General features: G+C 72.9%; 18 protein-coding genes and 1 pseudogene. 7 read left to right on the top strand and 12 right to left on the bottom strand.

Annotated features, from left to right (window positions below):
• Window positions 1–64: 64 nt before the first annotated feature.
• The 4 genes from AC07FV_RS31430 to AC07FV_RS31415 form a co-directional block, all read right to left on the bottom strand.
• Window positions 65–562, bottom strand: coding sequence for a peptidylprolyl isomerase (locus AC07FV_RS31430; RefSeq protein WP_479090938.1), 498 nt, complete (start codon window positions 560–562; stop codon window positions 65–67).
• Between the two features lie 49 nt (window positions 563–611).
• Window positions 612–1610 (bottom strand): type I glyceraldehyde-3-phosphate dehydrogenase, encoded by a 999-nt coding sequence (gene gap / locus AC07FV_RS31425; protein ID WP_479090937.1) that lies wholly within the window; start codon window positions 1608–1610, stop codon window positions 612–614.
• Between the two features lie 120 nt (window positions 1611–1730).
• A complete protein-coding gene (locus AC07FV_RS31420; protein WP_479090936.1) occupies window positions 1731–2687 on the bottom strand; it encodes a GlxA family transcriptional regulator in 957 nt (318 codons plus the stop codon).
• Window positions 2688–2714: 27 nt separating this feature from the next.
• Window positions 2715–3602 (bottom strand): SGNH/GDSL hydrolase family protein, encoded by an 888-nt coding sequence (locus AC07FV_RS31415; protein ID WP_479090935.1) that lies wholly within the window; start codon window positions 3600–3602, stop codon window positions 2715–2717.
• A gap of 228 nt (window positions 3603–3830) precedes the next feature.
• On the opposite strand from AC07FV_RS31415, the gene htpG reads away from it, so the two are divergent.
• Together htpG and AC07FV_RS31405 are read left to right on the top strand one after the other, a co-directional pair.
• A complete protein-coding gene (htpG, locus tag AC07FV_RS31410) occupies window positions 3831–5732 on the top strand; it encodes a molecular chaperone HtpG (RefSeq protein WP_479090933.1) in 1902 nt (633 codons plus the stop codon).
• A 353-nt stretch (window positions 5733–6085) separates the two neighbouring features.
• Window positions 6086–7384, top strand: a complete 1299-nt coding sequence (locus AC07FV_RS31405) for a YeeE/YedE family protein (protein WP_479090931.1) — start codon at window positions 6086–6088, stop codon at window positions 7382–7384.
• 49 nt (window positions 7385–7433) lie between these two features.
• Here the strand turns inward: AC07FV_RS31405 and AC07FV_RS31400 are convergent, their stop codons facing one another.
• The 3 genes from AC07FV_RS31400 to ligA form a co-directional block, all read right to left on the bottom strand.
• The gene (locus AC07FV_RS31400; RefSeq protein ID WP_479090929.1) at window positions 7434–7991 is read right to left on the bottom strand and encodes a TetR/AcrR family transcriptional regulator; all 558 of its coding nucleotides are present in this window, start codon (window positions 7989–7991) and stop codon (window positions 7434–7436) included.
• A 10-nt stretch (window positions 7992–8001) separates the two neighbouring features.
• Window positions 8002–8583 (bottom strand): sugar O-acetyltransferase, encoded by a 582-nt coding sequence (locus AC07FV_RS31395; protein ID WP_383648052.1) that lies wholly within the window; start codon window positions 8581–8583, stop codon window positions 8002–8004.
• Between the two features lie 118 nt (window positions 8584–8701).
• Window positions 8702–10810 carry an NAD-dependent DNA ligase LigA gene (gene ligA / locus AC07FV_RS31390; protein ID WP_479090928.1) on the bottom strand — a complete coding sequence of 703 codons (2109 nt, stop codon included), beginning with the start codon at window positions 10808–10810 and terminating at the stop codon, window positions 8702–8704.
• A gap of 186 nt (window positions 10811–10996) precedes the next feature.
• Here ligA and AC07FV_RS31385 point away from each other — a divergent pair, with 186 nt between their 5' ends.
• Entirely contained in the window at window positions 10997–12205 is a 1209-nt protein-coding gene (locus AC07FV_RS31385; protein ID WP_384698256.1) for a Cmx/CmrA family chloramphenicol efflux MFS transporter, read from the top strand.
• A gap of 145 nt (window positions 12206–12350) precedes the next feature.
• Here AC07FV_RS31385 and AC07FV_RS31380 read toward each other — a convergent pair.
• A pseudogene (locus AC07FV_RS31380) lies at window positions 12351–13124 on the bottom strand (helix-turn-helix transcriptional regulator); the annotation flags it as partial.
• Between AC07FV_RS31380 and AC07FV_RS31375 the strand changes: the two are divergent.
• The 4 genes from AC07FV_RS31375 to AC07FV_RS31360 all read left to right on the top strand — a co-directional run bounded on the left by AC07FV_RS31375 (window position 13108) and on the right by AC07FV_RS31360 (window position 18342).
• The gene (locus tag AC07FV_RS31375; RefSeq protein WP_479091145.1) at window positions 13108–13533 is read left to right on the top strand and encodes a VOC family protein; all 426 of its coding nucleotides are present in this window, start codon (window positions 13108–13110) and stop codon (window positions 13531–13533) included. The pseudogene AC07FV_RS31380 and the gene AC07FV_RS31375 sit on opposite strands and share 17 nt — an antisense overlap.
• 254 nt (window positions 13534–13787) lie before the next feature.
• Window positions 13788–14891, top strand: coding sequence for a winged helix DNA-binding domain-containing protein (locus AC07FV_RS31370; RefSeq protein ID WP_479090927.1), 1104 nt, complete (start codon window positions 13788–13790; stop codon window positions 14889–14891).
• Between the two features lie 255 nt (window positions 14892–15146).
• Window positions 15147–17366 (top strand): MMPL family transporter, encoded by a 2220-nt coding sequence (locus AC07FV_RS31365; RefSeq protein WP_479090925.1) that lies wholly within the window; start codon window positions 15147–15149, stop codon window positions 17364–17366.
• Window positions 17367–17478: 112 nt separating this feature from the next.
• A complete protein-coding gene (locus AC07FV_RS31360; protein WP_479090924.1) occupies window positions 17479–18342 on the top strand; it encodes an NmrA family NAD(P)-binding protein in 864 nt (287 codons plus the stop codon).
• A gap of 106 nt (window positions 18343–18448) precedes the next feature.
• Here AC07FV_RS31360 and AC07FV_RS31355 read toward each other — a convergent pair whose 3' ends face one another.
• The 4 genes from AC07FV_RS31355 to AC07FV_RS31340 form a co-directional block, all read right to left on the bottom strand.
• Window positions 18449–19120, bottom strand: a complete 672-nt coding sequence (locus AC07FV_RS31355; protein WP_479090922.1) for a CBS domain-containing protein — start codon at window positions 19118–19120, stop codon at window positions 18449–18451.
• A gap of 95 nt (window positions 19121–19215) precedes the next feature.
• On the bottom strand, window positions 19216–21303 hold the full coding sequence (locus AC07FV_RS31350; RefSeq protein WP_479090921.1) for a PP2C family protein-serine/threonine phosphatase: 2088 nt from the start codon (window positions 21301–21303) through the stop codon (window positions 19216–19218).
• Window positions 21304–21444: 141 nt separating this feature from the next.
• Window positions 21445–21657: a hypothetical protein gene (locus AC07FV_RS31345; protein WP_361015240.1), complete on the bottom strand. Its 213-nt coding sequence runs from the start codon at window positions 21655–21657 to the stop codon at window positions 21445–21447.
• 58 nt (window positions 21658–21715) lie between these two features.
• Window positions 21716–22007, bottom strand: a 292-nt coding sequence (locus tag AC07FV_RS31340) for a glycerophosphodiester phosphodiesterase (protein WP_479090920.1), incomplete at its 5' end; no start/stop codon positions are given.

Here is a 22007-nt window from a genome sequence, read left to right as displayed (position 1 = left end):
AAGGGGCCCGCCGCACGGTGTGCGGCGGGCCCCCGGGTCAGGTCCTCGTACGGCCCCTCAGGCCTCAGAGCTTGCCGGACTCCCGCACGGTGATCTTCGCGGAGGTCCTGCCGGACGGCGAGGAGCCGTAGCCCTCGATCCGGTCGACCAGCTCCGTGCCCTCGACGACCTTGCCGAAGACGACGTGCTTGCCGTCCAGCCAGGGGGTGGGCACGGTGGTGACGAAGAACTGGGAGCCGTTGGTGTTCGGTCCCGCGTTCGCCATGGAGAGCAGGTACGGGCCGGTGTGCTTCAGCTGGAAGTTCTCGTCCGCGAACTTCTCGCCGTAGATGCTCTTGCCGCCGGTGCCGTCACCGCGGGTGAAGTCACCGCCCTGGAGCATGAACTGCGGGATCACGCGGTGGAACGGGGAGCCCGCGTAACCGAAGCCGTGCTCGCCGGTGGCCAGCTCGATGAAGTTCTTGGCGGTCTTGGGGGTGACGTCCTCGAAGAGCTCGAAGACGATGCGGCCCGCATCCTGGCCGTCGATGTCGATGTCGAAGTAAACCTTGGAATTGCTCATCCCACCATTGTGACGTGCGCGCTCCCGTGATGCGTCACCGGCCGCCGTTTCAGGGCGTGGCGAGCAGTTCCAGCGTGTCGATCACGCGGTTCGAGAAGCCCCACTCGTTGTCGTACCAGGCGACCACCTTGACGTGGCGTCCGTCGACGCGGGTCAGGGCGGAGTCGAAGATCGACGAGGCCGGGTTGCCGGTGATGTCGGAGGAGACCAGTGCGTCCTCCGAGTACTCCAGCACGCCCGCGAGCGGGCCCTCGGCGGCGGCGCGGTAGGCCGCCAGCACGTCCTCCCGTGTCACGTCGCGGGCGACGGTCGTGTTCAGCTCGACGATCGAGCCGACCGGTACCGGGACGCGGATGGAGTCGCCCGACAGCTTGCCGTCGAGGTTCGGGAGCACGAGACCGATCGCCTTCGCGGCGCCCGTCGTGGTCGGCACGATGTTGACCCCGGCGGCGCGGGCTCGGCGCGGGTCGCGGTGCGGCCCGTCCTGGAGGTTCTGCTCCTGCGTGTAGGCGTGCACCGTCGTCATGAAGCCGTGCTCGATGCCGGCCAGCTCGTCCAGCACCGCGGCCAGCGGAGCGAGCGCGTTGGTGGTGCAGGACGCGTTGGAGACGATCGTGTGCGCGGCCGGGTCGTAGGCGTCGGTGTTGACGCCGTAGGCCAGGGTGACGTCGGCGCCGTCGGAGGGCGCGCTGACCAGGACCTTCCTGGCGCCCGCGGTGAGGTGGGCCCCGGCGGCGGTGGCCGAGGTGAAACGCCCGGTGGCCTCCAGCACGAGGTCGACGCCCAGCTCGGCCCACGGCAGCCGCTCCGGCTCCCGCTCGGCCAGCACCTTGATGCGTCGCCCGTCCACGACGAGGGTGTCCCCGTCCACGGTCACCGGGCGGCCCAGCCGGCCGGCCGTCGAGTCGAAGGCGAGCAGCCGCGCGAGGGCGGCGGGCTCGGTGAGGTCGTTGACGGCGACGACCTCCAGCTTGGTGTCGCGCTCCAGCAGCGCGCGGAGCACGTTGCGTCCGATGCGTCCGAAGCCGTTGATGCCGATGCGGGTCATGAGCGGTGCCTTTCCGGTTCGCCGTGCGGTGCCTCCAGGTTCGCGCGCGGCGTGGGCCCGCGGCAGCGGCGTGACAGCCACGGTTCGCAAGGATCACGCCAGGCGGGCCCGCGCTCACGGTTACTCCCCCCGGGTGAAGGTGCGCCGGTACTCGCTCGGGGTGGTGCCGAGGATCCGCTGGAAGTGCAACCGCAGGTTCGCGCCGGTGCCCAGACCCACGTCGGCGGCGATCTGCTCGACGCTGCGCTCGGAGCGTTCGAGCAGCTCCCGGGCCATGTCGACGCGGGCGCGCATGACCCACTGCATCGGTGTGTACCCCGTGTCCTCGGCGAACCGGCGCGAGAAGGTGCGCGCCGACACCGCCGCGTGCCGGGCGAGGGCCTCCAGCGTGAGCGGTTCGCCGAGCCGGCGCAGGGCCCATTCGCGGGTGGCGGCGAAGCGCTCGCCCAAGGGCTCGGGCACGCTGCGGGGCACGTACTGCGCCTGTCCGCCGCTGCGGTAGGGCGCCGCGACGAGGCGCCGGGCCGCGTGGTTGGACGCGGCGACCCCGAGGTCGCCGCGCAGGATGTGCAGGCACAGGTCGATGCCTGAGGCGGCGCCCGCCGAGGTCAGCACGCTGCCCTCGTCGACGAAGAGCACGTTCTCGTCGACCCGCACCCGGGGGTGCCTCGCCGCCAGCGCCCGCGTGTAGTGCCAGTGGGTCGTGGCCCGCCGCCCGTCGAGCAGGCCCGTGGCGGCGAGCGCGAAGGCGCCGGTGGAGATGGCGGCGAGCCGCGCGCCCCGGTCGTGGGCCGCCGTCAGCGCGTCGAGGACGGGCCGCGGCGGGTCGTCCAGGTCGGGGGAGCGGTACCCGGGCAGGAAGACCACGTCGGCCCACGCCAGCGCGTCCAGACCGTGGGCGACGTGGTACGACAGGCCGTCGCCGCCGGTCACGAGGCCGGGCGCCGCCCCGCACACCCGCACCTCGTAGGGCATGCTGGCGCGCGTCGTGAACACCTGCGCCGGGATGCCGACGTCGAGCGGCTTGGCGCCCTCCAGCACGAGGACGGCGACGCGGCGCAGGTGGGACGACGGCACGGTGGACAGCGTACGCGGGGGTGCGGCTCAGCTCAGGCCGAGGACGTCCATGGTCCGTTCGGCCATGCGCCGTTCCCCGAGGGCGTTGGGGTGGACGGGCACGAGGCTGTGGCCGAAGAGCAGCGGTTCGATCCACCGGGTGCCGGAGGCCTTGCAGGCGTCGTGGCCCTCCGACACCGCCGCGAAGTCCACGTAGGTGGCGCCGGTCTCCTCCGCCGCACGCCGCACGGCGTCGTTGAGGTGCGCCTGGATCCCCCTGAGGTAGGGGACGTCGCCTGCGGCGAGGGGCAGCTTGGCGAAGCAGGACGGGTCGGCGGTGGCGGGCGTGATCCAGGGGTAGCCGAGGGCCGCCACCCGGGCGCCCGGCGCCTTGGCGCGGACGCTGAGCAGAGCGGCCTTGAGCGCCGGATAGGTGTTGGCCTCGATCTGGTCGTCGAAGGAGGTGCCGTGCCGGTCCTTGCAGGGGCTGCCCTTGCCGCCGCTGAGGAGGCCCGCTGAGCCGCAGGCCGTGATGGCGTTGATGAACGTGCTGTTGTCGTTGCCGCCGATGGTGAGCGTGACGAGGTCCGTGCCGGCGGAGAGCGCGTTCACCTGGGGGGCGACCCCCGGGTACTGGGACTGCGTGAAGTGGGTGGTCTGGGCGGCGCCGCAGGTGACGTCCTTGAGCCGGGCACCGGTGGCGGCGGCGATGACGTGGGGGTAGTTCGCGGTGCTGCGCAGGCAGAGCAGGTTGGTGGGATCCACGGGCAGGACACCCGAGCCGGCGCTGTAACTGTCGCCGAGGGCCACGTAGTCGAGGGGAGGGGCGGGAGCGGCGGGAGCGGCGTGCGCGGTGGCGTCGGTGAGACCGAGGGCCAGCGTGCCGACTGCGGCTGCTGTCGCGGTCATGACACGGCGAAGGGTGTGCTTCGGCATGTGCTCTCTCTTCTCGGGAGGAGTGCGGCCGCAGGTTACTGATCGGTTTTACTTTTAAGTAATGTGCAGGGCCGCTGACTTGAAGTCAACGATGTCGACCGAACTTCTCGCGGTGGTGCGCTCGGCCGGGGCCGCGCTGCCGCCGATCGGGGCCACCGGCCACCCGTGCTGTTTTAGAGTGATCCCGTCAGTGCAGACGACTGCGGACCTGTGAGGTACTCACCAGCCATGCCGACCGAAACGTTTGAGTTCCAGGTAGAGGCGCGTCAGCTTCTTCAGCTGATGATTCACTCCGTCTACTCGAACAAGGATGTCTTCCTGCGCGAGCTCGTCTCCAACGCCTCCGACGCGTTGGACAAGCTGCGCCTCGCGGCCCTGCGGGACGACGTCGGCGACGTCGACGTGACCGACCTGCACATCGAGCTCGACGTGGACAAGGAGGCCCGCACGCTCACCGTGCGGGACAACGGCATCGGGATGTCGTACGAGGAGGTCACCCACCTCATCGGCACCATCGCCAACTCGGGCACGGCCAAGTTCCTCCAGGAACTGCGCGAGGCCGAGGACGCCGCCGGGGCCGACGGGCTCATCGGGCAGTTCGGCGTCGGTTTCTACTCGGGCTTCATGGTGGCCGACGAGGTCACCCTGGTGACCCGCCGCGCCGGCGAGAACCAGGGCACCCGCTGGACGTCGCGCGGCGAGGGCACGTACACCCTGGAGACGGTCGACGAGGCGCCGCAGGGCACCTCGGTCACCCTCCACCTCAAGCCCGCGGACTCCGAGAACCAGCTCCACGACTACACCTCCACCTGGAAGATCAAGGAGATCGTCAAGCGCTACTCGGACTTCATCACCTGGCCGATCCGTCTGCTGCCGGAGCCGGCCGAGGACGGTGCCGAGGCCCGCGAGGCCGAGACGCTCAACTCGATGAAGGCGCTGTGGGCGCGTCCGCGTGACGAGGTGTCCGAGGACGAGTACCACGAGCTGTACAAGCACATCTCCCACGACTGGCGCGAGCCGCTGGAGACGATCCGGCTCCAGGCGGAGGGCACCTTCGAGTACCAGGCACTGCTGTTCGTGCCCTCGCACGCCCCGCACGACCTGTTCACCCAGGGGTACCAGCGCGGCGTACAGCTCTATGTGAAGCGCGTCTTCATCATGGACGACTGCGAGGAGCTGCTGCCGCCGTACCTCCGCTTCGTCAAGGGCGTCGTCGACGCCCAGGACCTCTCGCTCAACGTCTCCCGCGAGATCCTCCAGCAGGACCGCCACATCCGCATGATCCAGCGCCGCCTGACGAAGAAGGTGCTGGCCACGGTCAAGGACCTGAGGTCGTCCGCACCGGACCGGTACGCCACGTTCTGGCGGGAGTTCGGCGCCGTCCTCAAGGAAGGGCTGGTGACCGACTCCGACAACCGGGACGCGATCCTCGCCGCCTCCTCGTTCGCGACCACGCACGACGCCGAAGAGCCGACCACCCTCCAGGAGTACGTGGAGCGGATGAAGGACGGTCAGAGCGACATCTACTTCATGACGGGCGAGTCCCGGCAGGCCATCGAGGACTCCCCGCACATGGAGGCGTTCCGGGCCAAGGGCGTCGAGGTCCTCCTGCTCACCGACGCGGTGGACGAGGTCTGGGTCGACGCGGTGGCGGAGTTCGAGGGCAAGCAGCTGCGCTCGGTGGCCAAGGGCGAGGTCGACCTCGGTGGTGCCGAGGACGAGAAGAGCGACGCCGAGAAGAACCAGCAGAGCGAGGAGTACGCCGGGCTGCTCGGCTGGATGTCGGAACACCTGGGCGAGGACGTCAAGGAGGTCCGCCTCTCCTCCCGCCTCACCGTCTCGCCGGCCTGTGTGGTCTCCGACGCGAACGAGCTCACGCCGGCGCTGGAGAACATGTACCGCGCGATGGGCCAGGAGGTTCCGCACGCCAAGCGCATCCTCGAACTCAACCCGGAGCACCAGCTGGTGAAGTCCCTGAACCGGGCCTACACCGAGCAGGAGGACCGGACGGAGCTGACCGAGACCGCGGATCTCCTGCACGCTCTGGCGGTCCTCGCCGAGGGCGGCCGGCCCAAGGAGCCGGCCCGGTTCGTGAAGCTGGTGGCGGACCGTCTGGAGCGCACGCTGTAGCCCACCGGTCCGTACACAGCGTACGAGGGACGCCCGGCGCCGCCGGGCGTCCCTCGGCGTTTCCCCGTCCGTCCGGTACGGCGACGCCACGCGGCCGGGCGCTCGCCGGACCCTGTGTCCACGGGACCATCCGCATGGCGAGACGGTCTGGCATCCGGAGTGTCGCACTCCGTATATTCGCACGCATGTATGCATCGGCTCCGCTGCTGTGCCTCGCGCTCTTCGCGAACTCGGCGTGGTGCGTCGACGACGGCCTCTGTCGCCGCTGAGTCCCGCACCGGCCGCGTGATCCGCGCCGCCGGTCGCCCAGCGCCCCCGCCCGCCGCCCCCGTGCACCCCACCGGAGATCTTCCGTGACCACCGCACCCCCCGCCGGGTCGGCCCCGGCCGCGCCGCCGCGCGCGCCCGCCGCCCTCTTCGCCCCGTCCCCCACCTCCTCCGCCCGGCCCGAGGCGCCGCCCCTGCCCCCGGTACGGCGGACGCCCCTGGCGGTGTCCGGGCTGCTCGCCGCCGCGCTGACCGCCTACGTCTGGTCCGCGCACGGCGCCAAGCCGGGCGTCCTGCTCCTGCTCGGCCTCGGGCTGGGCGTCGCCCTCTTCCACTCCCGCTTCGGCTTCACCTCCGCCTGGCGGCAACTGGTCGCGGTCGGCAACGGCGCCGGTCTGCGGGCCCACGCCCTGCTGCTCGGCACCACCGCCACCCTGTTCGCGCTGCTCATCGGCACCGGCACCGGGCTGTTCGGCTCGCAGCCGGCACCCTCCGCCGGCCCCATCGGCGTCGGCCTGCTCGCCGGGTCGGTGCTCTTCGCGATCGGCATGCAGCTCGGCGGCGCGTGCGCCTCGGGCACCCTGTTCGCCGTCGGCTCGGGACAGACGTCGATCGTCCTCACCCTGGGCGGCTTCATCGCGGGGGCCACGCTCGCCGCCTGGCAGTTCGACCTGTGGAAGGACCTCCCGGCCTGGGAGCCCGTCGTCCTGTCCGACCACGTCGGCTGGTTCGGCTCGTGGGCGGTGACGATCGCCGCGCTGCTGCTGGTGGTGCTCGTCACGCGGCGGGTGCAGGCCCGCCGCAACCCGCCGCCGCTCGGCGCCGTCCCCTCGGCGCGCGGCGCGGCCGTCCGGGCCCTGCGCGGATCGTGGCCGCTGGCCGCCGGGGCGCTCGTGCTGGCCGTACTGGGCGCCGGCGTCCTGTGGGTCTCGGGCGGCGCCTGGGGCGTGACCAGCGCCTTCAGCCTCTGGGGCTCCGAGCTGGTGGGTGCCCTCGGCGGCCACCCGGAGAACTGGACGTGGTGGCAGCGGCCCGGCAACGCCGAGATGCTGGCGGGCCCGGTGCTCGCCGACAAGACCAGCCTCACCGACATCGGCATCATGATCGGTGCCGCGGTCGCCGCGGCGGTCGGCGGCACCTGGGCCCTGCACCGCGGCATCGCCTGGCGCACGGCGCTCGCGGCGGTGCTCGGCGGTGTGCTGATGGGCGTCGGCGCCCGCCTGGCCGGCGGGTGCAACATCGGCGCCTATCTGGCGGGCATCGCCTCGGGCAGCCTCAGCGGCTGGCTGTGGGGGGCCTTCGCCCTGGCCGGTACCTGGGTGGGCCTCAAGCTGCGCCCCCTCTTCGGTCTCGGCAACCCCAGGCCGGGCGACGGCGTCTGCTGAGCCGGGGCACCCGCGCGGCACGGGGGTCAGGCCCGTGCCGCGCGGGCGGCTAGGGGGTGCGCCGGTCCGTGGTGGTGACGCGGGCGACGGCCTCCAGGGTGAGGGCCCGCCCGTGGGGCTCCCGGGCGAGGGCGCGGTGCAGCGTCAGCCCTTCGATGAGGGCGTCGAGCTGGCGGGCCGTGTCCGGGTCGAAGTGCTTCTCCAGGTGGACGCGGCTGCGGCGCATCCACTCGTGGGTGAGTTCCCGGTAGGCCGGCTGCCGCGCGGCCAGCGTGTACAGCTCCTGGGTGAGCACCAGGTCCCGCTGGCTCCCCTCGGACAGGAGGTGTACGAGGTCGGCCACCGCCTCGCGGGCCTCCTCGCGGTCGGCCGCGGCACCGAGGTGCTCGTCGAAGACCGCGACGATGTGGCCCGTGAAGTGGCCGAAAGCCTCCCGCAGCAGCTGGTCGATCCCGCTGAAGTGGTAGGTCATCGAGCCCAGGGGGACGCCGGCCCGGGCGGCGATCTTCCGGTGGGAGACGCGTGCGATGCCCTCCTCGGCGATCAGGTCGAGGGTGGCGTCGATGATCCGCTCGCGCCGCTGCGGGTCGGTGTGTCCGGTTGCCATGGGAGCAGGCTCACACGTTCCGCACCGGCCGGGCCGGGTTGCCCACGGCGACGACACCCGCGGGCACGTCCTTGGTGACGACCGCCCCGGCGCCGATGACGGAGTTGTCGCCGATGGTCACGCCGGGCAGGACGATGGCGCCGCCGCCCAGCCAGACGTTGTCGCCGATGGTGATGGGCCGGGCGGCCTCCAGCTTGTCGCGCCGGGGCTCGGCCTCGAGCGGGTGCGTGGGGGTGAGCAGCTGGACGTTCGGTCCGATCTGGCAGTCCTCGCCGATGGTGATCGCCGCGACGTCCAGCGCGGTGAGGTTGTAGTTGACGAAGGTGCGCGCGCCGATGGTGATGTTGCTGCCGTAGTCGACGTACAGCGGTGGCCGTACGTGCGCCTCGGCGCCGAGGGAGCCGAGCAGTTCGGCGAGGATCGGCTGCGCCGCCGCCGCGTCCTCCGTGTAGGCGGCCTGGTAGCGGGCGGCCAGCTGTACGGCCCGCTGCTGTCTGCGGGCGATCTCAGGATCGTCGGCGATGTAGAGGTCGCCCGCCAGCATGCGTTCGAGGTTCGTCCTGGGGTCCTGCGCGAAGTGGTCCGTCGGCATGCGCCCGATCGTACCGTGTGAGGCGTACGAACGTACACTCCCTGGTGGCGGCGCACCCGTACGCCGGTGTTCCGCCGGTGCGCCACCCTCCCCGGGCAGGAGTGGTTCCGGGCCCGGATCAGTCGAGGAGGCCGGCGACCAGGGAGCCGAACTCGTCGGGGGTCGCCAGGCGGACGCCGAGCTGCTCGGCCCTGGCCCGCTTGGAGCCGGCGCCCTCACCCGCGACGACGAGTGTCGTCTTCCGCGAGACGCTGGAGGAGGAGTGACCGCCGGCCCGCTCGATGAGTTCGTTCATCTCGTTGCGCGAGAGCTTGTCCAGGCGTCCCGTCATCGCACCGGTGACCACCACCCGCATCCCGGCCAGCGGACCGGCCGCCCCCGGCGCCGCGACGGGATGCCCTCCGTCACCCCCGCCCTCCTCCTCGGCCCCGGCACCGGCGGCCGGGGGAGGGGTGGCCCCGGGCTCGGTCATACCGACCCCCGCGGCGGCGAGCTTGTCGATGAGCGGGCCGAGTTCGGCGATCTCCGCGACGATGGACGGGGCCTTCTCCGGCCCGATGCCCTCGACCCGCTGCATGGCCTCGGCGTCCGCGGCACGTATGTGGTCCATGGTCGCGAAGTACCGGGCGATGCGCCGCGACATGGAACGGCCGGTGCCCCGGACGCCCAGCGCGCACAGCACCCGGGACAGCGGCTGCTCCTTCGCCCTGGCGAGCGCGGCGAGCAGGTTGTCGGTGCTGGTCTCCCCCATCCGCTCCAGAGCGAGCAACCGCTCGCGCCGAAGGGTGAACAGGTCGGCGAGGTCGGCCACGAGCCCGGCGTCCACGAGCTGGACGACCCGGGTGGCGCCCAGGCCCTCGATGTCCAGCTGGTCGCGGCCGGCGGCGTAGGCGAGCGAGGCGACCAGGTGACAGGTGCGGCCCTGGGCGCAGCGCCAGCGTTCCTGGCTCGTGTCGATGTCCGACCCGCAGCGCGGGCACACCGAGGGGAACGCTATGGGCCGCTCGTCGCCCGTGCGCAGGTGGGCCACCGGGGCCTCGATGCGGGGGATGACGTCACCGGCGCGGTGGACCATGACGTGGTCGCCCAGGCGCAGGTCGCGGCGGGTGATGTCGGCCGGGTTGTGCAGGGTGGCGTAGGTGATCGTGGACCCGTCGATCACCACCGGCTCCAGGACGCCGCGCGGGGCGATGACGCCGGTGCGGCCCACGTTCCACTCCACGTCCAGCAGTCGCGTGATCCGCTCCACGGCCGGCAGCTTGTACGCGACCGCCCACCGGGGCGCCCGGGAGCCGGCTCCGGCGGCCCGCCGGTCGGCGGCCAGGTCGGCCTCGACGACGATCCCGTCGATGCCGAAGGGCAGTTCGGCGCGCAGGGCCGCGATCTCCCGGACCCGGGCCACGACCTGCTCCGGTGTTCCGACGACGACGTCCGGTACGGCGGTGCCGGCGCTGGTGTGCACACCGAGACCGGCGGCCAGGGACATGAGGTCGCTGTGGGCGAGCCCGTCCAGCCGTCCGGCGAGAGCGGCATCGGTCTCCGGCAGCGGCAGCATGCCGTAGCCGAAGAACGTCATCGGGACCGTGTACGCACGCTCCCTCGCCCTCAGCGTGCCCGCGGCCGCGTTGCGCGGGTTGGCGAACGGCTGACCGCCGTGTGCCGTGCGGACCTCGTTCGCGTGCTCGAACTGGGCCGTCGTCATGAGGATCTCCCCGCGCACCTCCACGGTGACCGGCTCCGCCAGTGTCTCGGGCAGGCCTTCCACGGTGCCGATGGCGTGCGAGACGTCCTCCCCGGCCGTCCCGTCACCGCGGGTGATCAGCCGGGTGAGACGGCCCGCGCGGTAGCGGGCGGCGACGGCGAGGCCGTCCAGCTTGGGACCCACACCGAACCGGTCGACCTCCCGGCCCGTCCGCCGGGCCAGCGACGCCGTCCAGGCGAGGAACTCCTCCGGCGAGAAGACGTTGTCGAGGCTGAGCATCGGCACCGTGTGGGGCACGTCGCCCTCGGCCGCACCGCCGGCGACCTTGCCGGTCGGGGAGTCGGGCAGCACCTCGTCCGGATGCCCGGCCTCCCAGGCGGCGATCCCTCTCGCCAACCGGTCGTAGGTGTCGTCGTCCAGTGGCGAGGAACCGCCCGCGTAGTAGGCGGCGGACGCGCGGGCGGCGTCCTCGACCGCCTGGGCGTAGGCGGTGGAGTCCACGATCACTGCTGCTGGTGTGGTCATGGTCCGGATTCTGTCGCCCACCACTGACAACGGACCCGGTCACCGGGGAGCGCCGCGGCGCGAGAAGGGCCCGTTCACCCGGGGTCGCCGCATCGTGAGACGGATCCGCCCGCGGGAATGGCGGGAAGGAACGTGTCGTTGACAGCTGTCATGCCCGCACCTTCCGCACGGCCCGTGGCGGCCCGTATGCCGCTCGCCGTCTACATCCTCGGCCTGTCCGTCTTCGCGCTCGGGACCAGTGAGTTCATGCTCTCCGGCCTGCTGCCGCCCATCGCCGAGGACATGGACGTGTCCATCCCGCAGGCCGGGCTGCTGATATCCGCCTTCGCGATCGGCATGGTGGTCGGTGCGCCACTGCTCGCGGCCGCGACCCTGCGGCTGCCGCGGAAGACCACGCTGGTCACCCTGATCACCGTGTTCGGTCTCGGCCAGGTCGCGGGCGCGCTGGCGACGACCTACGAGATCCTCTTCGTCTCCCGGGTCGTCAGTGCCCTCGCCTGTGCCGGTTTCTGGGCGGTGGGGGCCGCCGTCGCCATCGCGATGGTGCCGAAGACCTCCCGGGCCCGCGCGATGGCGGTGATGATCGGCGGACTCTCCATCGCCAACGTGCTCGGAGTGCCCGCCGGCGCCTTCCTCGGGGAGCACCTGGGATGGCGGTCGGCGTTCTGGGCCGTGGGTGCGGCGTCCGCCGTCGCGCTCGTCGGTGTGGTGACTCTGATCCCGCGCATCCCGCTGCCCGAGCGGCGGCCCCGGCTCAGGGGCGAACTGGCGATCTACCGCGACCGGCAGGTCTGGCTGTCCATCGTCGTGACGGCGCTCGCGGCCGGCGGCGTGTTCTGCGCCTTCTCCTACCTGGCGCCGCTGCTCACGGACGTGGCCGGGCTGTCGGACGGCTGGGTGCCCGGCGTACTGGCGCTGTTCGGTGTCGGCGCGCTCATCGGGACGACCGTCGGCGGCCGGATCGCCGACGCCCACCTCTTCGGCGTGCTGCTCACCGGCATCACCGCCTCCACCGTGCTGCTGGCCGCGCTGGCGCTGTTCGCGTCGAGTCCCGTCGTCGTGATCGCCCTCTCCCTGCTCCTCGGCGTCTCGGCCTTCTACACGGCACCGGCGCTCAACGCCCGCATGTTCAACGTCGCCGGCGCCGCGCCCACGCTCGCCGGGGCGACGACGACCGCCGCCTTCAACCTGGGCAACACCGGCGGCCCCTGGCTCGGCGGGACGGTGATCGACGCGGGCTTCGGCTACGCGGCCACCGCCTGGGCGGGCGCGGCGATGACCCTCGTCGCGATCGCGTTCGCCGCCGTGTCCCTGCGGCTGCACAGCCGCTCCCGCGTCGTCATGGGCGCCCTGGCGGCCGAGCCCGCGAGCGCGGACCTCGCCCGGCGGGTGTGACGACACCTGCCGGAGCGCGTGAACGGCAGCCGCGCTCACCGGCGGGACGAGACACCGTGGGGGCAGGCGGGGGCGGGATGCGGTGGGGCGGCCGGTGTCCGGGTGACGACACCGCGCCCCCCTCCCGCCCCGGAAGGCTCACGGCTCACCCCTCGGCCGACGGGCCCGTCGTCGGCGTCGCGGGTGCGCTGGGCGCGGACCGCGCCGCGGCGGCGCAGCGGCGGGCGAGGAGGGCGAAGGCCTCCCCGAGTTCGGGCGGGCCGACCACGTCGACGTCGGTGTCGAAGGCTCCGACGGCCGCGGCGAGGGCGGGCCAGGACCAGGAGCCGAGGGTGAGCCGGCAGCGGTCCGGACCGAGAGCCTCGACCGTCCCCGCGGGGGCGTGGGGCGCCACCACGGCCGCGGGCAGGTGGAGGACGACCTCTCCGCGGCAGGGCCAGTCGGGGGATCGGTCGGAGCCGCGGAACCGGCCGGTGACGAAGGCGGCCACATCCCCGCCGGGCAGCTCCCGCGGCGTGAAGCGGGGCCCGGTGGGGGAGCGCGGAGTGATCCGGTCCGCGCGAAAGACACGCCAGTCCGCGCGCTCCAGGTCCCAGGCGACCAGGTACCAGCGCCCGTCCCGGGCGACGAGATGGTGGGGCTCGACCCGGCGGGGCGGTGCGTCCCCCTCGCCGTCGGAGTCCGGCGAGCACGGCCCGGCGTGGTCGAAGCGCAGGACCTCGCACGCCTGCACGGCGGCGCTGAGCGCCATGAGGACACCGCTGTCGGCCTGCGGCCGAGGCCCGGGCGCGGCCCGCTCGACCGTGGTGACGTGGAGGGCGTCGACGCGGTGGCGCAGCCGGGCGGGCATGACCTGCCGGAGCGTGGCCAGCGCGCGCGCCGCTCCGTCCTCGATGCCGGCGCTGTCCGTCAGAGCCGTGACCCACCTGAACTTCCGCGGTGACGCCCGGGAGGCGCTCACCTTCTACCAGTCCGTCTTCGGCGGCGACATCGCCCTGGTGACCTACCGGGACGCCGGGAACGTCCAGGACCCCTCCGCGGCCGAACAGGTCATGTGGGGCCAGGTGTCCGCCGACAGCGGCCTGTGCGTGATGGCCTACGACGTGCCCGCCCACCTGCCGTGGAAGCAGGGGGAGAACGCCTTCTTCGTCTCGGTCCGCGGCGAGACGGCCGAGGAGATCACCGCCTACTGGAAGAAGCTGTCCGAGGACGCGACCGTCGTGCAGCCGCTGGAGGCCGCCCGATGGGCACCGCTCTACGGCATGCTGCGCGACAGGTTCGGCGTCACCTGGGTCCTGGACGTGGTGAGCGGGTACGACGCGCCCTGACCCGCCGGGGCCGGGTGGCGGGCCTCCGCCACCCGGCCGGGCCGGGCCACGATGCCCGCCCCCAGAGAAGACAGGACGCGACCTTGCAGTCACCCCCAGAGAAGACAGGACGCGACCTTGCAGTCACCCCCCGAGAAGACAGGACGCGACCTTGCAGTCACCCCCGAGAAGACAGGACGCGATCTTGAGCAGTCACCCCCGCCCCACCGGGGCCACCACCCCGCCCCGCGGACCGGCCGGGAGGCCCTGATCCCATGACCGTGCTCGACACCCGGGCGCTCAACCGCGCCACCCTCGCCCGCCAGTCACTGCTCGCACGTGCCGGCCTCCCCGTCCTCGACGCCGTCGCCCACCTCGGCGGCATGCAGGCGCAGGAGCCGCAGGAACCGTTCGTCGGGCTCTGGTCACGGCTGCGGGCCTTCGCGCCGTCGGCGCTCTCGGACCTGCTGACGGAGCGACGTGTGGTGCGCACCCACCTCATGCGCCGCACCGTCCACCTCGTCACCGCCGACGACGTCCTCGCCTGGCGCCCCCGCCACGACGCCATGCTGCGCGGGCGGGTCCTCGGCACCTACCGCCGCGAACTCGAAGGCGTCGACCTCGACGAACTGGCCGCGGCGGGCCGTGCGGTCATGTCGGACGGTGAGCCCCGCTCGATGAGCGAGCTGGCCCGGACGGTCGCCGGGCGCTGGCCCGGGACGGCCCCCCGGGCCCTGGGGGAGATGCTGGTCGCCGCGCTGATCCCGATGGTCCAACTGCCACCGCGCGGGCTCTGGCGCACGCGAGCGGGCGTGCGCAACCTGCCGCTGGCCGCCTGGCTCGGCCGCGAGGCCGACCCGCCGCCCCCGCCCGGTTCCGACCCGGTCGGCCGGGCGATGGTACGGCGCTACCTGGGCGCCTACGGACCCGCCGCCTCGGCGGACCTGCGCGCCTGGTGCGGCCTCGCCGGACTGCCCGCGGCGGTCGCCGCGGTCCGCGACGAACTGGTCAGCTTCCGGGACGAACGGGGCCGGGAACTGCTGGACCTCCCCGACGCGCCCCGCCCCGACCCCGAGACCCCCGCCCCCGTCCGGTTCCTGCCGGCCTTCGACAACGCCGTCCTCGGCTACCAGGACCGCGGCAGGATCATCGACGACGTCCACCGCGGACTGTCGGTCGCCGGAGCCCGCGTGACGCTGATCGACGGCCGGGTCGCCGCGACCTGGACCGTCGAGGCGGGGACGGTGACCGTCACCCCCCTGCGCCGCTGCTCGGCGGCCGAACGCGCGGCCGTCGCCGAGGAGGGGCGGGCGCTGGCGTCCTTCCTCTCCGACGGCGACAGCGACCGCGTCCGGATCACCGAGTCCGCGGCGGGGTGACGGGCCCGCCCCGGCGGGCCGCGCGTCACCCGGCAAGCCGGACGGCGAGTGCGGCGTACATCCATTGCCGTGGCCTACACCCGGGGGAGAGGAGCGCGGTCACCCACTACACCCGATGCAGTACACCGGTCCAGCCCCAGGGACGGATCAAAAGACAAAAAGCCCGGGTGAGCATGAAGGGGTACCCCGGTCCGCACCTCTGCGTCCCCACATGCCGGGTTTCGTCCTGCCCGCATCCCGACGGATTGGTCTCAGGTGGCTACGTTCCTCTATCGACTCGGCCGACGCGCGTTCCGGCGCCGCGGCCTCGTCGCCCTGCTGTGGGTGGCCATACTCGTGGGCGCCGGCGTCGCCGCGTCCACGGCGCCCGCCCCGCCCGAAGACTCCTTCTCCATGCCCGGGACCGAGTCCCAGAAGGCGTTCGACCTGCTCGACGAGCGCTTCCCGGCCGCGAGCGCCGAGGGCGCCACCGCACGCGTCGTGATCCGCGCCCCCGAGGGCGGGAAGATCTCCGACCCGGCGGGCAAGGAACGGGTCGAGGACCTCGTCACGGCACTCGGCGACGGGCCGCAGGTCGCCTCGGTGGCCGACCCGTTCGAGGCGGACGCCGTCAGTGAGGACGGCACCACCGCCTACGCCTCGGTGACCTACAAGGTCAACTCCATGGAGCTGACCGACCAGGCCCGTGACTCGCTCACCGCGGCCACCGACGACACGCGCGGCGACGGATTCACCGTCGAGACCGGCGGCGACGCCGTCATGGCCGAACAGGAGATGGGAGGCACCGCCGAGCTGATCGGCATCGGTGTCGCCGCGATCGTGCTGCTGCTGACCTTCGGCTCGCTCGTCGCGGCCGGCATGCCGCTGCTGTCCGCCATCATCGGCGTGGGCATCGGCATCTCCGCCATCGGAGCGCTCGGCAGCACGCTGGAACTCTCGGCCACCACCTCCACGCTCGCCATGATGATCGGCCTCGCGGTCGCCATCGACTACGCCCTGTTCATCGTCTCCCGCTACCGGGCCGAGATCGCCGAGGGCCGCAGTGCCGAGGACGCCGCGGGCCGTGCGGTCGGCACCGCCGGCTCCGCCGTCGTCTTCGCCGGACTCACCGTCATCGTGGCGCTGGCCGGCCTCGCGGTGGTCAACATCCCGATCCTCACCAAGATGGGCCTCGCCGCCGCGGGCACCGTCGGCATCGCCGTGCTGATCGCGCTCACCCTCACCCCGGCGCTGCTCGGCTTCGCCGGCCGGAAGGCGCTCAGCCGCAAGGACCGCAAGGCCCCCGCCGGACCGTCGCAGGCCCCGGCGAAGCCCAAGCTCGGCACCCGCTGGGCCCGCTTCGTGCTGCGGCGTCCGGTGACGGTCCTGCTCACCGCGGTGCTCGGTCTCGGCGCCATTGCCGTGCCGGCCGCGAGCATGGAACTGGGCCTGCCCGACGAGGGCAGCTCCGCCCCCGACACCACGCAGCGCAAGGCCTACGACATGCTGTCCGAGTCCTTCGGCGCCGGCTTCAACGGGCCGCTGTTGGTCACCGTCGACACCCGGGACGCGGACGACGCGAAGGCCGCCGCCGACACCGTCGGCAAGGAGATCACCGGCCTGGGCGAGGCCGCGGCGGTCACCCCGGCCGACTTCAACGAGGCGGGCGACACCGCCGTCCTCACGGTCGTGCCCAAGACCGGGCCGAGCGAGGCGGCCACCGAGGCGCTGGTCAAGGACATCCGCGCGCTGTCCGGCGGCATCGAGTCCGAGACCGGCGCGACGATGCTGGTCACCGGCGCGACCGCGATGACCATCGACTTCTCCCAGACCCTGGACGACGCGCTCGTCCCGTACCTGGCCCTGGTCGTCGGTCTCGCCTTCCTCCTCCTGATGCTCGTCTTCCGCTCGATCCTCGTCCCGCTCAAGGCGGCGCTCGGCTTCCTGCTCTCGGTGGCCGCGGCGCTCGGCGCGGTGGTCGCGGTGTTCCAGTGGGGCTGGCTCGCGGACGTCTTCGGCGTGGACCAGCCGGGTCCGATCATGTCGATGATGCCCATCTTCATGATCGGTGTGGTCTTCGGTCTGGCCATGGACTACGAGGTCTTCCTCGTGACCCGCATGCGGGAGGCCTACGTCCACGGCTCCTCCGCCTCCGAGTCCGTCACCACCGGATTCACCCACGGCGGCCGGGTCGTCGCGGCGGCCGCGATCATCATGATCAGCGTCTTCTCCGGCTTCATCATGGAGAACGACGACATGATCAAGATGATGGGCTTCGGCCTCGCCATCGCGGTCCTCTTCGACGCCTTCGTGGTCCGCATGGCCATCGTGCCCGCCGTGCTCGCCCTGCTCGGCACCAAGGCGTGGTGGCTGCCCAAGTGGCTGGACCGACTGCTGCCGAACGTCGACGTCGAGGGCGAGAAGCTCCACAAGGAACTCGGTGACAGCGGCCCGCCCCCGCAGCCCGCGCGCGAGCCCGAGACAGCCGGGGTCTGACCGACTGCGCGTACGGCCCCGCCGCCCCGGACGACCGGGCCGGCGGGGCCGCACCCGTTCCGGCGCGGGTATGCGGACGGTGGCTGACCGCAAGGGTTCGTACGGTCCGGGTATGACGCAGACACACCCCCAGAAGATCCTCGTCACCGGTGCCACCGGAACCGTCGGCCGTCAGGTCGTCGCCGAACTGCTCGCGCGCGGCCACGCGGTCCGCGCCCTCACCCGGGACCCGGCACGGGCCGCCCTCCCGGAGGGGGCCGAGGTGGTCCGGGGCGACCTGAGCGAACCCGACAGCCTCGTGCCCGCCCTGACCGGAGTCACCGGCCTGCACCTGATCACCTTCGACGGGGCCGGCTTCGCCCCGCTGGAGACCGGCCCGAGGATCCTGGAACTGGCCCTGGAGGCCGGCGTGCGCCGGATCACCGTGCTGCACGGCGGCGGACCGACGCCGCTGGAGGACGCCGTACGTGCCGACGGGGAGACCGCCTGGACCGTCCTCATGCCGGTCGAGTTCATGGCCAACGCGCTGGAGTGGGCCGACGGGATCGCGGACCGCGACGAGGTGCGTGAGCCGTTCGTCTCCCGGCTCAGCGCCATGGTCCACGAGGGCGACATCGGCGCGGTCGCGGCGGTGGCGCTGACCGAGGACGGCCACGGGGGCCAGGAGTACCTGATCACCGGCCCGCAGGCGCTGACCGTCGGCGACAAGGTGGCGGCGATCGCGGCGGCCCGCGGCAGGGAGATCGCCCTCGTCGAACTGACCCCGGAACAGGCGGTCGCGCAGTGGCGGGCGGCCGGCCAACCGGAGGAGGTCGTCGGCTTCCTGCTGGACGTGTACGGCAACACCCCCGAGGCGGGGCGCACGGTGGTGGACACCGTCGAGAAGGTGACCGGCCGCCCGGCCCGTACCTTCGCCCGGTGGGCCGCCGACCACGCGGACGCCTTCGCGGCACCGGCCCCCTCGGCAGCGCCCTGACGTCCACGGGCGAACTGAGCCCGCGATCGAAACGGCGCCGGATGCCCGCCTCCCGCACGGGAAGGCGGGCAACGGTCACGCGCGCTCACGCCCCGAAGGCCGACGATCAGTGCCCGGCGGTCGCAGCGTCCTCCGCCCCGGCCTCGCCCGCCGATCTGAACTCCACGGCGACGACCCCGTCGACCCGCCGGCACAGCTCCTCCAGCCGGGAGACGGCCACCTCGTCCGGGAGCCGGCCGCTCACCACGACATGGCCGTGCTCCACGTCCACCTGCAAGGACGAGGGGGCCAGACCGAGGGACCGCACCAGGGCCTCCTCGATGATCTCGGTGCGGATCGCCCGGTCCTTGCGCAGGAAGACCCGCAGCAGGTCGCTCCTGCTCACCACCCCGATCAGCCGTCCCGACCCGTCGACCACCAGGAGCCGTTTGATCCCGTGCCGGGCCATCACGCGGGCGGCGTCGACGACGCTCCAGTCCTCGCGCGCGCAGAGGGCGGGCGAGGTCATCAGGCCGGCCGCGTCCGTCGCGGACGCCTTGGCACCGGCCGCCGGGGGCGCGTCGCCGTCCGCGGCGGGACCCTCCGGGTCCTGGCCCCACATCTTCTGCAGGAGGTCCGCCTCCGACACCACGCCCACGGGCCGTGTCTCCTCGTCGACGACCGGTACCGCTGTGATGTCGTACTCCAGCAGCAGGTGGGCGATCTCCTTGAACGGTGTGCCGCGCTGCACGCGGACCACGGCGTCGCTCATCAGATCGCACACCTTCTGGTGCTTCATCGAGGGTCTCTCCTCCGCTGCCGGCCGGTGTCGGCCGGCGTCCGTCCTTCTTGCCAGGTGAAACGATCTGTCGGCCGTTCGAGTGCCCGGGGGGCTCAGGGGCCGGGACTGATGAGCAGCAGGGCGATGTCGTCGCCGGGAGTGGGCGAGTGCCGGATGAGCGTGTCGGCCATCGCGTCGAGGTCGGTGGGATCCGCGTGCTCGAGGAGCCCGGCGAGCGCCGCCGTGGCGTCGTCCAGGTCGACCCCGGGGGCCTCCACGAGCCCGTCGGTGTACAGGGCGAGCACGCTGCCGAGGGGCAGGTCGAACTCCAGCGCCGGGTAGAGGGTGTCCGGTTCGATGCCGAGCAGGAGCCCGGGCTCCACCGGGAGAAGCTGGATGCGTCCGTCGGCGTGGCGCAGGAGCGGCGGGGGGTGCCCGGCGGTGGCCAGGCAGGCGCGGCGCGTGGCGAGGTCCAGGTGGACGTAGACGCAGCTGGTGAACAGACCCGGGTCCAGGTCGGTGAGCAGGCGGTTGGTGCGGGCCAGGACGTGGTCGGGGGAGGCGCCGACGGTGGCGTGGGCGTGGACCGCGGTGCGGACCTGCCCCATGAGGGCCGCGGCGTCCACGTTGTGGCCCTGTACGTCGCCGATGGTGGCGCCGGCCGTGTGCTCGTCCAGCCGGATGAGGTCGTAGAAGTCACCGCCCACGCCCAGACCCCGGGCGGCCGGGAGGTAGCGGGCGGCGACCCTCAGGCCGGGTACGCGGGGCAGGGTGTGCGGCAGCAGGGCGGACTGCAGGCGATGGGCGAGGTGGTGCTTGGCGTCGTACAGCCGGGCGCGGTCCAGAGCCTGCCCGATCAGCCCCGCCAACGAGGTGAGGGCGGCGCGCTCGCCGGGCGGGAAGACGTGGGGGCGTTCGAAGGCCAGGAGGAGTGAACCGATGGGCTGGCCGGACGCGATCAACGGCAGGAAGGCCCACGCTGCCATGCCGTCCTCGTGCACGGTGGCCGGGTAGGCGTGCCGCAGTTCGTCGAACGTGGCGAAGAACCCCGGGACGCCGGTGGCCAGGACGGCGGCGCCCGGGACGTCCGAACTCAGGGGCACGGCGTCGAAGCGGGCCACGATCTCGGTGCGGTAGCCCCGGTGGCCGAGGATCCTGAGCCGGCCGTCCTCACCGGTCATCAGCACCATGGCCTGCGCGCCCAGCGCGGGCAGCAGTTGGTCCGCGGTCTGTTCGATCACGTCCTGCACCCCGACCGCCTCGGTGAGGGTGGAGGCCAGGTGCATCAGGTGGTACAGCACGGTGGCCCGGCCGGGGCCCGCGCTCGGAAGGGACGGCGGCGGGGCACCGCCCTCGGACGGCCGGCCCCGTGTGATGCGCACGCTGATGCCGGTGGGATCGGGGTACAGCTCGAACGCCAGCCACGTCTCGGGCGGGCGCAGGACGGTGAAGGCCTGGGGCAGGCGGCTCACCAGCGCCGCCCGGTAGCGGTCCTCGACCTGGGGGACGTCCATCCAGGGCAGCGCCTCCCAGGGGAGGGCACCCACCAGGTCACCCGGAGCGGCACCGAGCAGTCCGGCCGCGGCCGGGGTGACGAAGGTGATGCGGCCGTTCACGTCCAGGGCGCAGGAGCCGCCCGGCAGCCGGTCCACGAAACCCGAGAGCGCGGCCGCCTCGCCGGGGGAGGGCGGCCGCCCCGCCGGAGGCCGCAGGGCGCGGGGCCGGTCCCCGGGAAGCACGGGGGCGCCCCCGTCCGCGGCCTGCCGCAGCAGCTCGCCCAGGCGGTGGCAGCCGGCCTCGACGGCGTCCCGTTCCCCGGCACTCAGGCGCGTCGAACGCAGACCGGACCACAGCAGCACCAGGCCGCCCCGCACGCTGCCGCCCGCGGTGATCGGGGCGGCCGCCAGCGCGAAGTCGTACGGCAGGACGAGTGCCTGCCGCGGATACTGGAGCGCCATCTCCTCCCTGCCGCCGACCCACACCAGGCGGTCGTCGCGTACGGCGTCCGCCACGGGCGTCGGGTCGTTCGGCGCGACGCGCCGCCACGGGACGGCTATCTCCTGGGGCACCCCGGCGATCGTGACCAGCCACAGCGCGTCGTCGTCGGGCGGCAGCACGTAGAGCATCCCTCCGAACGCGCCGCTCTCGCGCGCCGCGGCGTCCATCGCGGCATCCAGCGCGGTGTCCCTCGCGGTGCCCATCAGACGTCCGCCGGCCGTCGGGCGCGTCTCACCGGATCCGGCAGGGCGGCACACCGCCGACCGCACCGAACAGCAACCATATGAGGACACTACGCCCGTCTCGGCACGACGGCATGCGAGGGCGGGCCCGCCGCTGCTCCGTCAGTGGTCCCACGCGTCCGGGCCGCCCCCGCGCCACTCGATGAACCGCGATCGCACCACGTCCATCTCGTCCCAGTCCTGCAGGCCGGCCTCCTGGAGGAAGCGCGCGACGTCCTGCACGCCGTAGGCCCGGCCGAGGATCTCCCCGTCCACACGGACCCGCCGCCCGCCCTCCTCGTCGGGCGGATACACGATCACCGGCGCACTCGTCATGGCACCAGCCTGCGGCCCGCGCCCCCGGTGCGCATGCCGGGACGCCGTGCGGTGGAGGTCAGTGCTGGGTGAGGGTCTGTGGGTAGTCGGTGATGATGCCGTCGACGCCGAGTGCGGCCATGGTGCGGATGGCGCCGGGTTCGTTGACGGTCCAGACGTTGATGTCCATGCCGAGTTGGTGGATGCGGTCGACGAGGTTCTGGTCGGTGACGGTGTGCTGGGGGTTGATCTGGTCGGCCCATTGGCTGAGTTGCTGGAGTTGGGTGTCGGTGGGGCGTTGGGCGTTGAGGATGCCGATGGGGATGTCGGGGAGGTGGGTGTGGAAGGTGTGGGCGTCGTCGGTCTGGAAG

This window comes from Streptomyces sp. NPDC045956 (assembly GCF_056430705.1).
This window is presented reverse-complemented; position numbering and strand designations above follow the sequence as displayed.

What these genes read in the sequence shown, in the direction of transcription:
- AC07FV_RS31430 (WP_479090938.1), bottom strand. Translation starts at nt 562, where the DNA reads ATGAGCAATTCCAAGGTTTACTTCGACATCGACATCGACGGCCAGGAT.
- gap (WP_479090937.1), bottom strand. Translation starts at nt 1,610, where the DNA reads ATGACCCGCATCGGCATCAACGGCTTCGGACGCATCGGACGCAACGTG.
- AC07FV_RS31415 (WP_479090935.1), bottom strand. Translation starts at nt 3,602, where the DNA reads ATGCCGAAGCACACCCTTCGCCGTGTCATGACCGCGACAGCAGCCGCA.
- htpG (WP_479090933.1), top strand. Translation starts at nt 3,831, where the DNA reads ATGCCGACCGAAACGTTTGAGTTCCAGGTAGAGGCGCGTCAGCTTCTT.
- AC07FV_RS31400 (WP_479090929.1), bottom strand. Translation starts at nt 7,991, where the DNA reads ATGGCAACCGGACACACCGACCCGCAGCGGCGCGAGCGGATCATCGAC.
- AC07FV_RS31395 (WP_383648052.1), bottom strand. Translation starts at nt 8,583, where the DNA reads ATGCCGACGGACCACTTCGCGCAGGACCCCAGGACGAACCTCGAACGC.
- ligA (WP_479090928.1), bottom strand. Translation starts at nt 10,810, where the DNA reads ATGACCACACCAGCAGCAGTGATCGTGGACTCCACCGCCTACGCCCAG.
- AC07FV_RS31385 (WP_384698256.1), top strand. Translation starts at nt 10,997, where the DNA reads ATGCCGCTCGCCGTCTACATCCTCGGCCTGTCCGTCTTCGCGCTCGGG.
- AC07FV_RS31370 (WP_479090927.1), top strand. Translation starts at nt 13,788, where the DNA reads ATGACCGTGCTCGACACCCGGGCGCTCAACCGCGCCACCCTCGCCCGC.
- AC07FV_RS31360 (WP_479090924.1), top strand. Translation starts at nt 17,479, where the DNA reads ATGACGCAGACACACCCCCAGAAGATCCTCGTCACCGGTGCCACCGGA.
- AC07FV_RS31355 (WP_479090922.1), bottom strand. Translation starts at nt 19,120, where the DNA reads ATGAAGCACCAGAAGGTGTGCGATCTGATGAGCGACGCCGTGGTCCGC.
- AC07FV_RS31350 (WP_479090921.1), bottom strand. Translation starts at nt 21,303, where the DNA reads ATGGGCACCGCGAGGGACACCGCGCTGGATGCCGCGATGGACGCCGCG.
- AC07FV_RS31345 (WP_361015240.1), bottom strand. Translation starts at nt 21,657, where the DNA reads ATGACGAGTGCGCCGGTGATCGTGTATCCGCCCGACGAGGAGGGCGGG.